The 13,002-nt window shown below is 65.6% G+C and carries 10 protein-coding genes and 1 pseudogene; 7 read left to right on the forward strand and 4 right to left on the reverse strand.

Annotation, left to right across the window (positions count from 1 at the left end):
- The first annotated feature begins 285 nt into the window (after positions 1–285).
- On the forward strand, positions 286–1,713 hold the full coding sequence (locus AADX97_RS11895) for an NAD(P)H-binding protein (protein ID WP_374233604.1): 1,428 nt from the start codon (positions 286–288) through the stop codon (positions 1,711–1,713).
- Between the two features lie 168 nt (positions 1,714–1,881).
- Here AADX97_RS11895 and AADX97_RS11900 read toward each other — a convergent pair whose 3' ends face one another.
- The gene (locus AADX97_RS11900; RefSeq protein WP_374233603.1) at positions 1,882–3,210 is read right to left on the reverse strand and encodes an ABC1 kinase family protein; all 1,329 of its coding nucleotides are present in this window, start codon (positions 3,208–3,210) and stop codon (positions 1,882–1,884) included.
- 178 nt (positions 3,211–3,388) lie between these two features.
- On the opposite strand from AADX97_RS11900, the gene AADX97_RS11905 reads away from it, so the two are divergent.
- The 4 genes from AADX97_RS11905 (at position 3,389) to AADX97_RS11920 (ending at position 7,420) form a co-directional block, all read left to right on the forward strand.
- Complete coding sequence (locus AADX97_RS11905; RefSeq protein ID WP_374233602.1) at positions 3,389–3,652, forward strand: hypothetical protein; 264 nt, start codon at positions 3,389–3,391, stop codon at positions 3,650–3,652.
- Complete coding sequence (locus AADX97_RS11910; RefSeq protein ID WP_374233601.1) at positions 3,636–4,088, forward strand: type II toxin-antitoxin system VapC family toxin; 453 nt, start codon at positions 3,636–3,638, stop codon at positions 4,086–4,088. Before AADX97_RS11905 ends, AADX97_RS11910 begins: the two co-directional genes overlap by 17 nt.
- A gap of 102 nt (positions 4,089–4,190) precedes the next feature.
- The gene (locus tag AADX97_RS11915; RefSeq protein ID WP_374233600.1) at positions 4,191–6,062 is read left to right on the forward strand and encodes a DEAD/DEAH box helicase; all 1,872 of its coding nucleotides are present in this window, start codon (positions 4,191–4,193) and stop codon (positions 6,060–6,062) included.
- Between the two features lie 482 nt (positions 6,063–6,544).
- A complete protein-coding gene (locus AADX97_RS11920) occupies positions 6,545–7,420 on the forward strand; it encodes an SIR2 family protein (protein WP_374236583.1) in 876 nt (291 codons plus the stop codon).
- A gap of 104 nt (positions 7,421–7,524) precedes the next feature.
- Here AADX97_RS11920 and AADX97_RS11925 read toward each other — a convergent pair.
- The 3 genes and pseudogenes from AADX97_RS11925 to purK form a co-directional block, all read right to left on the reverse strand.
- Positions 7,525–7,623 (reverse strand): annotated as a pseudogene (locus AADX97_RS11925) (Uma2 family endonuclease); the annotation flags it as partial.
- Positions 7,620–8,147: a 5-(carboxyamino)imidazole ribonucleotide mutase gene (gene purE / locus AADX97_RS11930; protein WP_374236584.1), complete on the reverse strand. Its 528-nt coding sequence runs from the start codon at positions 8,145–8,147 to the stop codon at positions 7,620–7,622. The gene purE and the pseudogene AADX97_RS11925, both read right to left, overlap by 4 nt.
- A complete protein-coding gene (gene purK / locus AADX97_RS11935) occupies positions 8,144–9,298 on the reverse strand; it encodes a 5-(carboxyamino)imidazole ribonucleotide synthase (protein ID WP_374236585.1) in 1,155 nt (384 codons plus the stop codon). The genes purE and purK overlap by 4 nt, the downstream gene beginning before the upstream one ends.
- Before the next feature lie 289 nt (positions 9,299–9,587).
- Between purK and AADX97_RS11940 the strand changes: the two genes are divergently transcribed.
- Both AADX97_RS11940 and AADX97_RS11945 read left to right on the forward strand, forming a co-directional pair.
- Complete coding sequence (locus tag AADX97_RS11940; RefSeq protein ID WP_374236586.1) at positions 9,588–9,743, forward strand: hypothetical protein; 156 nt, start codon at positions 9,588–9,590, stop codon at positions 9,741–9,743.
- Positions 9,744–9,809: 66 nt separating this feature from the next.
- Positions 9,810–12,947: an EAL domain-containing protein gene (locus AADX97_RS11945; protein WP_374236587.1), complete on the forward strand. Its 3,138-nt coding sequence runs from the start codon at positions 9,810–9,812 to the stop codon at positions 12,945–12,947.
- Positions 12,948–13,002: the final 55 nt, after the last annotated feature.

Below are 13,002 nucleotides of genomic sequence, written 5' to 3' on the forward strand. Positions count from 1 at the left end.
TTGCGGGGACCTCGACACCCGTAGGTTGGGTAAGGCGTAGCGTGCCCAACACACCGCCTGCAGGGCTTCCGCACGGTGCAGGTCTGCGAAACGTCCCGCAGGGCGGTCGGTTCGTGATCGATGGCCAGGATCACCGGGGCCGCTTCGTCCACTTGAGCGGCCTCCAAGAGCACCACATCCCCGATATCGCCAAATTCCAAAAGGGTTGCATGCGAAGCCCGAGCTGCCCTCGGGCGGTATATCCTATGGCGTTCGGTCGAGACATCCTTCCAGAGACAGGACGCCATGCCATCCTCCCCCTCCCGGCGACCGAGGGTCGCCGTCGCCGGTGCCAGCGGCTTTATCGGCACCGCGGTCTGCCGCGCCCTGACGGACGCCTTCTCGGTTCGGGCACTGACACGATCGCCCGCCCGGGCACAAACGCCCGACCCGGATCAGCGCGTGACCTGGCGCCATTGCGATCTCTTCTCCGCGTCCGATCTGGTCGAAGGGCTCGCGGACTGCGATTACGCCGTCTATCTGGTGCATTCGCTGGCACCCTCGTCGCGCCTGACGCAGGCCAATCCGCGCGACATGGACCTCATCCTAGCCGATAACTTCGCACAAGCCGCGGCGGCAAACGGGATCAAACAGATCATCGTCGTCGGCGGGCTGATCCCGGACAGCTTCCGAATTTCGCCGCTGCTCTGGAGTCGACGCGAGGTGGAGCTGGTGCTGGCCTCGCGCGGAACACCGGTCACGGCGCTGCGTGCCGGACTGGTCGTCGGCCCCGGTGGATCGGCCCCGCGGCTGCTGGTGGACCTAGTCAGGCGCCTGCCGCTGCTCTTGCTGCCGCCGAGCGCCCGTTCGATGACGCGGCCGATCGCGCTGGTGGATCTTGTTCGGGCTGTTCGCCACTGCCTGGGGCATCCGGAGACCTGTCGCGGCGCATACGACATCGGTGGTCCCGAGTGCTTGAGCTACGAAGAGATGCTCCGTCAAACGGCCGAGGTACTCGGGCTGCGGAGACGCATCCTGACCCTACCTTGGATGCCGCTCTGGCTGGCCTCGGCCACCGCGCGGTTCTTCAGCGGCGCGCCATCGGCCGTGGTCGGTCCGGCCCTGGAGAGTCTGCCGCAGGACACCGTGATTCGCGACAACTCGATTCTGCGCGCGATCGACCCGGCTGCAATCCCCTTTCGCGAGGCCCTTCGCGCCGCGCTCGACCCGTCGGGTCGACGCCTGCTGCCGAGCCCGCGTCAGCCGATCGAGGGTCAGAGCCGCGAGTTGATGCGACGCGCGCGGCTGGTGCGCTCCATCCAGCGGGTGATCCTGCCGCCCGGGCAGGATGCAGACTGGGTTGCCGGCAATTATTTCCGCTGGCTCGGCGCCTGCTGTTGGCCCATGGTCTGCACCCGCATCGACGAGACGGGGCGATGCAGCGTCTATACCCGCTTCCCGCGCCTGCACCTGTTGACACTGCAATGGCTGGCCGAGGAGAGCAGCCCGCAACGTCAGGTCTACGCCATCGTCGGCGGTCTCCTGAGCCGCTCCGACGGCCAGGGCCGTGCCCGCTTCGAGTTCCAGACCCTGCTGGACGACCGCTACACCATGGCGGCCATCCACGACTTCGCACCTGCCCTGCCCTGGTATGTCTATCTCTGGACCCAGGCGGTCGCGCATCTGCTGGTCATGCGGCGGTATCAGGGCCGGCTCGCGCGTTTGGCGCGGTGAGGCTCTCGCCGCCTGCCGCCGGCTGTTAGGACCGTAGGTTGTGCCGAGCCGTGCGAGGCACAACCAACCGCCGGCGGAAGTTGTGCTTCCTATCGTCAGCACAACCTACGGGTATGGAGTTTTGCGGAAATTCCCTGATCGCTGGCGGCAGGAGCCAGGAGGCTAACCTCAGATGTACGGTCTCAGCATCCCCCCTAGATCCACCCGCGCGCGCAGACGCCGGCAGAGCATAAAGGCGCCCATGAACTTGCGATGCAGGAACATGGTCTCGGGTGCGGGCACTGTGCTGAAGGCACCCGAGTAGAACATCTCGCGACCGCGCGCATAGGCACGCTCGTAAAGATCTGAGACGCCGAAGTCGTAGTGGCCTGGGCTGCGCAGCGGCTCGCTGGAGATGCGCAAGAGGTCGATAAGAGCGTTCACCTGCTCGCTCGGGTCGTTCGCGCCGACATAGCCCAGATCGATCGAGGCCGCACGCATTGCCGCACGGTCATCGGCGAACGCAGCACGGGCGAGCTGTCGATAGCGCTCGACGAGGTCCGACCTTACCGGCAGCGCCGCGCCGAAATCGAGCAGGACGATGCGCCCGGACGTCGCTTCGTAGAGATAGTTGCCGAAGTTCGGGTCAGACTGCACGAGACCGAACTCGAAGAGTTCGCGCATGGACAGACGCGTCAAGGCCGTTGCGGCGCGGTCACGCTCCTCGCAGCTGTAGCCGCTGCCGGCTAGGCGGTCGACCGGGACACCCTCGGCGAAATCCATCGCCAGGATGCGGGTTGTCGAGAGGTCACGATGGACGCCCGGAACGAGGAAATCCGGATCCGCGCCGACACCCGCCCCATACGCCTCAAGCGAATCTGCCTCCGCGCCATAGTCCGCCTCCTGATGGAGCTGGCGGCGCGCGCTATCCAGATAAGGCGTCAGATCCACGCCCGCCGGTGCCATGCCCAAGGTCCGGGCCAGGAAGGCGAGGTTGTCGATGTCGCTGTCGATGCTCTCGCGGACGCCCGGAAACTGGATCTTGAGCGCGAGACGACGCCCATCGCGCGTCTCGGCACGGTGCACCTGCCCGATCGAGGCGGAGGCCACGGGCGTGAATTCGAACCGCTTGAACTTCGCGTTCCAGCCCTGTCCGTATTCGCGCTCCAGAACCCCGGTGAGTTGGCTCATCGGCATCGGCTCGGCTCGCTCGCGCAGGGCGCTCATGATCTCCGCGGCCTCCGGTGTGAAGATGTCCGAGCCATCCATGGACATCAACTGCCCCATCTTCATCACAGCGCCGCGCATGCGCGCAAGGCGATCGGTAAAGCGGCGGGTGTGCTCGGGGGAGAGCCTGATCCGCGACGGCTCGGCGCTGCCACGGGTCCGGGCAAGCTCCATCAGACCCTTCACGCCGATCCCCGCGGCAAGATCCCCGGTGGCACGTCCGAGATGCCAAAGGCGACTCAGACGCGTGCTCGGGACGACCATGCCGGGTCGGTTAGGTGTCGTTGACATCAGATTTCCTCGGAGAATGAATCGGCGGCGTCCGGATCCTGTCCAGACTAAAGGTTGGACATGGTATCGCTCAATCCGCAGTACAACGATGAGGAATCGCAGTGGCGTAGCCGGAACCGTTGCGCATGCCGACCGCGGCTGCTAGCATTTTGCTTGCACCTGTTCCGCGAGAGCGCCGATGCACACACTGGTCCTGCGCAACGTCCCCGACGACATCTACCGACAACTGAAGGAGTCCGCCGCGATCCACCGCCGATCCATGACGCAGGAAGCGATTCTCTCTCTTCAAGCCGGATTGGAGGGCCACGACGCCTCTCGGGGGCGGGCGTCGCCCGAAGAGACGTTGGACTGGCTGCGACGCGAGGTCTGGACCCTGCCTGTAATCGATCGCCGCACGGACGAGGAGATCCTCGGTTACAACGCCGATGGCCACTTCGCCTAAACCGGCGCCTCACTTGGTGATTGACCTGGCGGTCGACACTAGCGCGCTGACCGCGGTCCTCCTCGGCGAACCCGAAGCCGCTGCCATCCTGCATCGGTTGGCCGCAGCAACCCGCCCCGGACTCTGCGCACCCAATCGCACCGAGCTCCTTTTGGTGATCCAATCGCGCCTCGGCGATCCAGGAGTCGAGCGCACCAAGCAATTCATGCGCATGCAGCGAATCCGAACGATACCGTTGGACGAAGCGATGGCAGATGCCGCTGCCGACGCGTACCGCCGATTCGGCAAAGGCCGCCACCCCGCAGGACTCAATTTCGGCGACTGCTTTTCCTATGCCCTGGCGATCCGTGCGCAGGCCCCGCTTTTATACAAGGGCGATGATTTCGCGCAAACCGACGTGCAGTCCGCGGCACCCCGAGCCGCGAATCAAACTTGATCCAGCCGCGACCCGCGCAGATAATGCCCTGTTACTTTGCGAATCCCCATGGATGGTCCGCCGGACTTCCCGCCGGACGCGCCATTCTTTCGAGGCCCCACGATGGACACCCCCGACACGAGTATCGGCTTCGGCCAGCTCGGCCTAGCCCCCGCAGTCGCCAAAGCTGTCGAGGATCTCGGTTACGAGACACCGACACCGGTTCAAGTTCAATGCATCCCGCACCTGCTCGCCGGACGCGATCTGCTCGGCCAGGCCCAGACCGGCACCGGCAAGACCGCCGCCTTCGCCCTGCCCCTACTCAGCCGCGTCGATCCCACGCAGCGCGGCCCGCAGGTCCTAGTGCTGACGCCAACCCGAGAGCTTGCGCTCCAGGTCGCCGAAGCCTTCCAGGGCTATGCCCAGCACCTGAAGGGTTTTCTTGTGCTGCCGATCTACGGCGGTCAGGGCTACGGCCTGCAGCTGAGCCAGCTCAAACGCAATCCGCAGGTGGTCGTCGGCACGCCCGGGCGTGTGATGGACCATCTCAAGCGCGGCACGCTCGCGCTCGACATGCTCAAGACGCTCGTCCTGGACGAGGCCGACGAGATGCTCAACATGGGCTTCGCGGAGGATATCGACTGGATCTTCGAGCAAACCCCGCCCGGACGCCAGGTCGCGCTTTTCTCCGCCACCATGCCCGCGGGGATCCGCCGGGTCGCGCAGACCCGGCTGTCGGACCCGATCGAGATCCGCGTCACGGCCGACTCCGAGACGGTCGACACCATCGACCAGCACCACTGCGTGGTCACCCGTTTCCACAAGCTGGACGTGCTGACCCGCATCCTGGAGCTCGAGCCGTTCGACGGCATGCTGATCTTCGTGCGGACCAAAAACGCCACGGTCGAGCTGACCGACAAGCTCAAGGCGCACGGCTTTGCGGCCGAGCCACTGAACGGCGATATGAGCCAGGAGATGCGCGAACGCACCGTGGAGCGGCTCAAGCAGGGCCTTCTGGACATCTTGGTCGCGACCGATGTGGCCGCGCGCGGGCTCGATGTGGAGCGGCTTAGCCATGTCGTGAACTACGACATCCCGACCGATCCCTCCGCCTATGTCCACCGGATCGGGCGGACCGGGCGCGCTGGGCGGGCCGGGCGCGCCATCCTCTTGGTGGAACCACGTGAACGCGGACTGCTGCGCGCGATCGAGCGCACCATTCGACGCACCGTCCCGGCGATGGAGCCGCCCTCGGCCTCCCAGCTCAGCGAGTCGCGCATCGACCGCTTCACCGCCGAGCTGCGCAAGACCTTGACCGAGCAGGATCTCGACTTCTTTTACCGCTTGGTCGCGCGACTGAGCACGGAACAGGAGCTGGAGATGATGGACATCGCCGCGGCGCTGGCCTATCTCACTCAGCGCGAGCGCCCGCTCGATGTCAAAGCGGATCTGCCGCGCCCCGCGGCAACCCGGCCCGAGCGTCCGGAGCGCGGCCCGCGGAGCGAAGGTCGCGACGGGGAACGTCCGCGCGCCGCCCGCGACGGCGAGCGTGGCGCAGCGCCACGGCGCGACGGGGCTCGCGAAGACAGTCGCGACCGCCCGCGTCCGCAGGGACGCGGATCCGAGGGACTCACCAGCTATCGGATCGAGGTCGGCCACCAGCACGGCGCGACCCCGCGTGAGATCGTGGGCGCCATCGCCAACGAGTCCGGGCTGGAGGGCCGCTATATCGGCCGGATCGACATCCGGGACGATCACTCCTTGGTCGATCTCCCGGAAGGTATGCCGCGCGAGATCTTCAACCATCTCAAACGGGTCTACGTCCGTGGGCAGGCGCTGCGGATCTCGCTCGCGGATGGCTCGGCCGGTGGGACGCGGCGCAGCGGGGCAGAAAGCGCCGCCGGCGCTGGATCCGATCAGCCATCTTATGAACGCAAGCCTCGGGAGCCGGGATTCCATCAGGAACGACGCCGCAAGCGCACGGACCCGAGCTGAACCGCGTCCGAGATTCGGCTCAAGGCTTGAGAGCGGGGCGGACGTTCGAGTGCTGCCTCGGACCTGGAGTTGACGCAGTTCAGGAGATTTAGGCGATTCCCGGAAAATCCCATACCCGTAGGTTGTGCTGACGATAGGAAGCACAACTTTCGCCGGCGGTTGGTTGTGCCTCGCACGGCTCGGCACAACCTACGGCTCGCTTGGCGTGGAGCGCTCCCGTGCGCAGCTTGGCATAACGGTTTCCGGAATTCGCCTTAGGGGAAAGGTCAGATGTCAAAGGGCAAGGGGCAAGGGGCAAGGGGCAAGGGGCAAGGGTCAAATGGATTGGGCTGGATTGTCGGGAAGGGAACAAGGGGGCGGAGGTTCGGGGACATTAGAGGTGGCGTACCGCTAGGGACTGGCTGGGATCTTGGGACATAGGAGGTGGCGCTGTTCTTGCTTAGCCACTCAGTGTTCTCTCTCGGTCGCTATAGGTCCTCAAGATGCTTCAACGACTCGCCGCCGCGCTCACGCGTGGTGATCTGATTCCCTATCTCGGTCCCGGCGCGCTCGCCGGCGTGGTGGATACCGCCACCGGCGAGCCCATCCCGGCGGACAGCGACAGCCTCATCCTCGCGATGAACAACGGCAAGCCCATGTCGCGGCGGCTCATGTGGGAATTTCCCCGTGCGGCCATGGACGTTGAGCTCAAGCGCGGACGCAGCGCCGTCAACCGCTTTCTGGATACCACCTACGGCCAGCGAACTTGGACGCGCGCGCCTCTGCATGACTGGCTGAAGGACCTGCAGCCGCGCTACGTGATCGATATCAATCGGGATACCCAGCTGCAGGATTCCTACCTCGGGGTCCCGCATACCCTGGTGCGCGGCATCGCGCGCATCGCCGGCACCGACTATCGCTTTCGGCTCGATCACTACGACGGGGCGGCCTACCGCCAAGTCGATCTGGAGGAAATCGATCAGCGCCTTCCGGTGCTTTTCAAGCCGATGGGCAGCCCGCGGCCCGACGCGACCTATATCGCCTCGGATGCGGACTTCGTGGATTACCTCACCGAGCTGATGGGCGGATTCGGGATCCCCGCCTTTCTAAAGACCTATCGGCAGGAACGCCAATACCTCTTTCTGGGGCTGCGTCTACTGCGCGATACCGAGCGCATGGTGATGTCGGATCTGATCTACGGGGCAGGAACACCGGCCGGCTGGGCGCTGATTCCGGATCCGACGGACAAGGAACGGCGGTTCTGCGAGAGCAAGGGGGTCGAGGTCGTCGAGGCGGACATTCCGGATTTGCTTGCTGCGGCAGGGCTCGGGGATACGGTGGGGGAGTTGATTCCGGCCACGCATGAGGTCGGTTGCTGAACTGAACCGCGTCCGGTGGATCCACGCAAGGTCTTCGGGCTGGATCGACGTCGTCGGTGCCAACCGATGTCGGTGGTGACGCGGTTCAGGATAGGAAAAGCGGGCTTGACGATCCAGTCGAACCGCTCCGTGTTCTCCGCCATCGGCTGTCCATCGCTCTCGGGGTAGGGATCGTCCGGATCGAAATAGGCGAGCGGGTTCACGTGGATTGCTCCATCGCCGCGACCTTCGCCATCACCATGGATTCGAGATCCTGCTTGAAGCGCACGATGCGCTCGCGCACCTGCGCGTCCGAGGCGCCGATGATTTGGGCGGCGAGGATCCCTGCGTTCTTGGCGCCGTTGATGGCGACCGTGGCCACCGGCACGCCGGCCGGCATCTGCACGATCGAGAGTAAGGAGTCCTGCCCGGAAAGGCTGGAGGTCTTCACCGGGACTCCGATCACCGGCAAGGGCGTGATGGCGGCCGCCATGCCGGGCAGATGTGCAGCACCGCCGGCACCCGCGATGATCACGCACAGGCCCCGAGCGACCGCACTCTCGGCATACTCGTAGAGCCGTTTGGGCGTGCGGTGCGCCGAGACAATGGTCATCTCGTAGGGGATTCCGAGCTCGCCAAGCACGGTGGCGGCATCCTGCATCACCGGCAGGTCTGAATCGCTTCCCATGATGATGCCGACCCGGGCCGGGCGATCCGCCGACGACGGGGGTGGGTTGGATGTGGTCATGGGTGATCCTCTCCCGAGATCTCGATCAGAAGACGGACCCGCTCGGCCTTGATGCGGGCCTGCTCGATGTCCCGGTCAAGGACCGTGACATGGCCCATCTTGCGATAGGGCGAGGTCGCCGCCTTGCCGTAGAGGTGCAGACAGACGCCCGGAATCGCCAAGGCCTCGGCCATCCCCTTGATGACGGGGCGCCCGCGATGACCTGGCGCGCCCAGCAGGTTGATCATGGCCGCGGGGCAGAGCTGCTCGGTGGACCCCAGCGGCAGACCCACAACGGCGCGCAGATGCTGCTCGAACTGATCGGTCATGTTCGCTTCGATGGTGTGATGACCCGAGTTGTGGGTGCGGGGCGCGACCTCGTTCACCAGCAGATCGCCCGCCTCGGTCAGAAACATCTCGACCCCGAAGATGCCCACGCCGCCCAAGGCATCGACGGTGCGCACCGCGAGCTGCTCAGCCGCGGCGGCCGTTTCCGCCGGGATCTGCGCCGGGGCCAGCAGCATCTCGAGGACATTCGCGTCGGGGCGAAAACACATCTCGACCGCGGGATAGCAGCGGTGATCCCCGTCGAGCCCGCGGGCCACCAGCACCGCCAGCTCCTTGGCCGCCGGGATGAAGCGCTCCACCAGGGAAGGCACGGGCAGATGCGCGTCGAAGTCCTCGGGGCCGTCCAGGATCGAGACGCCTCGGCCGTCGTAACCGCCGCGACAGGCCTTCTGTACCAGCGGATAGCCGAAGGCCGCGAAGGCGTCGGCCGAGGGCTCGGGCATCGGCTCGAACGACGCCGTCGGGATGCCGGCCGCACTCAACGCCCGCTTTTGCGTGAGCTTGTCCTGAATCAAGGCGAGAACCGTCGGCGGCGGCTGGATATTGTGGCCCTCGCGCCCGAGCTGAATGAGTGTCTCGGCATCGATGTCTTCGATGTCGAAGGTCACAACATCGCAGGCGTCGGCCAGCTCGCGCAGCTTGGCGGGGTCGTGATAGGCACCCACAATCTGATGCCCCGAGACCTGACCGGCCGGGGAGCCCGGTGTCGGGTCCAGCACCACGCAGGTGCAGCCGATCCGTTTCGCGGCCTTGGCCATCATGCGGCCGAGCTGACCGCCGCCGATGATGCCGATACGTGCTATGGGAAGGGGGAAGACGTCCATGCGGTGAATCATCGGCGCTCGGGAGGAAATTGGAAAGCCCCAATGCCGCGGCGCGCTTTGCCGAGCATGCAAACCGCCCCTGGATCGATCTCGATGACGCCGACGCGTCGAATGGTCTACTCTTGGAGGCACGGGAACGGCCGGAATCCCTCGACATCCATCGGGTGAACCGTGCGCAATACCGAGCGAGGTCGGAGGAACGGCCGTTATGCCATCGTGGCGAGACGACTCGACCGAAGCACCCGATCCCGCCCGACAGGACAGGGCGACACAAGATCGCCGGAGACGCATGCGCGATCGCGAGACGCCGAAGATCGCCTCATCTTGGAGGATCGCACTCGCAAGCCTACTGGGTGCCCTCGCGCTGTCCGCTGGCATGGTCACCTACACGGAGCAACAACGCCTACGGGTGATCCGCGCGGATACCGCGGTTCTCGCCAAGTAGTACGCGGATACGATCACGGGCACCACCGACCGCGCCCTGTCCGCGACCTATGCCCTGGCCGCCCTCGTGCAGCAGGGCCAAGGCAGCATCTCCGATTTCCAGGCACTGGGTAAGGCGATGCTCCCCCATTACCCCGGGGTGGACGCCCTGTTCCTCGCACCCGACGGCGTCGTTCGGGAGGCTATTCCGCTGGCCGAAAACGAGCCGGTGATCGGTCTCGATCTGCTGAACGATCCCGTACGCGGCCCGGATGCCAGGTTGGCTCTGGAGACCGGCCGCTTGACCCTGTCCAGCCCCTACAGGCTGGTGCAAGGCCAGACCGGCACGGTCGGGCGCCTCCCCGTCTTCATCGACGATGCCCGCGGGAACCCGGTCTTTTGGGGCTTTACCATCGTCCGCTTGCCGTTCCCCGATGCCCTCGCACCCAGCGGACTGTCACAGCTCGTGGAGCGCGGCATCGCCTACCGACTCTGGACCACCACACCGCCAACCGGTGAGGTCCAGATCATCGAGGCATCGCCGGTCGAGCCGGTTTCCCCGGTTGAGGCAAAGCTCAAGGTGCCGAACGCCACCTGGACCCTGAGTCTCAGCCCGATCGACGGCTGGGGCGATCCGCTCGGGCTCGGTGTGCGGATTGGACTGGGTCTGCTCTTCAGCCTCCTGTTGGCGACGCTGGCAAAACTGCTGGCCGACGCAAGCCATCAAAAGGCGCGGTTGGCGATGACGGTTGCCGAACGCACGGCCGAGGTCCAGGCGCGTGAGGCGGAGTTGAAGCGCGCGGAGCAGATCGCGCAGGTCGGGAGCTGGGATTTCGATATCCAGGCAAACCGGTCGACCAATTCAGCCGTCGCCAGCCGCATCACCGGCGTGCCGCCCGATACGCCCGTCAGCCTCAAGCGCTTTCTGGAGAAGGTTCATCCGCTCGACCGCGAAGCGATCGCGAGCGCCTGGCAGGCGGCGCTTCGGGGCGCGCCCTACGATGTGGAGCACCGTACCCTTATCGACGGCCGGCTGCGGTGGCTGCGTCAACGGGCGGTTCTCGAATTCGATCATGACGGTCAAGCGCTGCGCGCCGCCGGCACAGTCGAGGACATCACCGAGCGCAAGTTGGCCGAGCTGGCGCTGTCGGAGAGCGAGTCAAGGCTCCGGCGGATCGTGGAAACCGCGCATGAGGGCATCTGGGCGATCGACCTCGATGGCCGTACCACCTTCGCCAATCCCCGTATGGCCAAGCTCTTGGGGTGTCGCGCCGATCAGCTTTTCGGCCGATCCATGTTCGACTTCATGGACCCCGACTCCCGTGCGGTCGCCGAGCAAAACCTCGACAAACGCCGGGCCGGGATCGCCGAGGCGCACGAGTTTCGCTTCAGGCGGCTCGACGGCTCGCACCTGTGGACGCTCGTCACCACGAACCCGCTCTACGGCGACGACGGCGAGGTCACGGGGGCCTTGGCCATGATCACCGACATCTCGGCACGCAAGCAGACCGAGGCGGAGCTGCGGATCGCCGCAATCGCCTTCGAGGCACAGGAGGGGATGCTCGTCACCGACGCCGAGGAGCGCATCCTGCGGGTCAACGAGGCATTCACACGGATCACCGGATACAGCGCCGAGGAGTCCTTCGGCAAGACCCCGAGGCTGCTGCAATCGGGTCGGCACGACCCGGACTTCTTCGCGCAGATGTGGGCGCGCATCGAACACCAAGGATACTGGGAGGGCGAGATCTGGAATCGGCGCAAGAATGGCGAGATCTTTCCGGATTGGATGACTATCAAGGCGGTGCGGGACGACCTCGGGCACGTCACCCACTATGTCGGCACCCTGAACGACATCAGCCAACGCAAAGAGGACGAGGCGGCGATTCGCCGGCTCGCCTTCTATGACCCCTTGACCGGACTCGCAAATCGCCGGCTGCTGCTCGACCGGCTGAAGCAGACGCTGGCCGCCGCGACACGCACCGGCCAGCACGGCGCCGTCATCTTCATCGACCTGGACAACTTCAAGCAGCTCAACGATACCCGCGGACACCATGTCGGCGATCTGCTCTTGGAGGAGGTCGCGCAACGCCTGAGCGAGACGGTGCGCAAGAGCGACAGTGTCGCACGCCTCGGCGGCGACGAGTTCGTTGTCCTGCTGCAGGATCTGGGCGATGATCCGGCTCAGGGCGCCGCGCTGACCGAAGCGGTCGGGGAGAAAATCGTCACCGTCTTGGGAGCGCCCTACATGCTTGCGGGCGCGGAGTACACCAGCACCCCCAGTCTCGGAATCGCCATGTTCAGCAGCGAACCGCATTCCGCCGAGGAGATCCTAAAGCACGCCGATCTGGCCATGTATCAAGCCAAGGCCGCCGGACGCAATCGGCTGCGGTTCTACGACCCCAAAATGCAGGCGAGCGTCAACCAACGCGCCGCGCTCGAACGGGAGCTTCGCCACGCCATCGGGGATGGTCAGCTCGTCCTCCACTACCAATCGCAGGTCGACGCGCAAGGGCGTGTCAACGGGGCCGAAGCGCTGCTGCGTTGGCGCCATCCCGAGCGCGGTCTGATCCCGCCCGCGCAGTTCATCGAACTGGCCGAGTCGCTCGGACTGGCCTTGGCGTTGGGCCGCTGGGTGCTCGCGAGCGCCTGCGCACAACTGGCCGAGTGGGCAAGGCGACCCGAGACCGCGGGACTCAACCTGGCGGTCAACATCAGCGGCGAGCATTTTCGCCGTCCCGAGCTCGTCGAGGACGTCCGCCGGGCGCTTGCCGAGAGCGGGGCAGATCCGGGGCGATTGCGTCTGGAGTTGGTCGAGTTGCCGTTGCTGGACGACCCCGAGGACGCCCTCGTCAAGATGCTGGCGTTGAAGGAGACGGGCGTTGGCTTTACGCTTGACAACTTCGGGTCTGGCTATTGCTCCTTGTCGTATCTCAAGCGTCTGCCGCTCGATCAGTTGAAACTCGCCCCGGCATTCGTGCGCGAGGTCCTCGCGGATAGCGACGACGACGCCACCGCCGAGAGTTTCGTCGCACTTGCCGAGAGCCTTGGTCTGGCGATCATGGCCGAGGGTGTCGAGACCGAGGCGCAGCGCGATTACCTGTTGCATCATGGCTGCCAGACCTTTCAGGGCTTTCTCTTCGGGCTACCGGGTCCGGCCGATGCGCTTTTCCAGGCAGAAGCACAACCCCCGACCCGCAGTGAGGGTGCGGCCGGAGAGGCATCCTGAACGGGGCATGCTCGAACCAGGATCCGTTGTGGCGAGATCGATCGAGTCGGTGCGT

The organism is Thiocapsa sp. C2-2m (assembly GCF_041903745.1).
In the GTDB taxonomy this organism is placed as follows: domain Bacteria; phylum Pseudomonadota; class Gammaproteobacteria; order Chromatiales; family Chromatiaceae; genus Thiocapsa; species Thiocapsa roseilacustris.

Excerpts from the sequence above, each read along its gene's own strand:
- AADX97_RS11895 (WP_374233604.1), top strand. The coding sequence starts at position 286 with ATGCCATCCTCCCCCTCCCGGCGACCGAGGGTCGCCGTCGCCGGTGCC.
- AADX97_RS11900 (WP_374233603.1), bottom strand. The coding sequence starts at position 3,210 with ATGTCAACGACACCTAACCGACCCGGCATGGTCGTCCCGAGCACGCGT.
- AADX97_RS11905 (WP_374233602.1), top strand. The coding sequence starts at position 3,389 with ATGCACACACTGGTCCTGCGCAACGTCCCCGACGACATCTACCGACAA.
- AADX97_RS11910 (WP_374233601.1), top strand. The coding sequence starts at position 3,636 with ATGGCCACTTCGCCTAAACCGGCGCCTCACTTGGTGATTGACCTGGCG.
- AADX97_RS11915 (WP_374233600.1), top strand. The coding sequence starts at position 4,191 with ATGGACACCCCCGACACGAGTATCGGCTTCGGCCAGCTCGGCCTAGCC.
- AADX97_RS11920 (WP_374236583.1), top strand. The coding sequence starts at position 6,545 with ATGCTTCAACGACTCGCCGCCGCGCTCACGCGTGGTGATCTGATTCCC.
- purE (WP_374236584.1), bottom strand. The coding sequence starts at position 8,147 with ATGACCACATCCAACCCACCCCCGTCGTCGGCGGATCGCCCGGCCCGG.
- purK (WP_374236585.1), bottom strand. The coding sequence starts at position 9,298 with ATGGACGTCTTCCCCCTTCCCATAGCACGTATCGGCATCATCGGCGGC.
- AADX97_RS11940 (WP_374236586.1), top strand. The coding sequence starts at position 9,588 with ATGCGCGATCGCGAGACGCCGAAGATCGCCTCATCTTGGAGGATCGCA.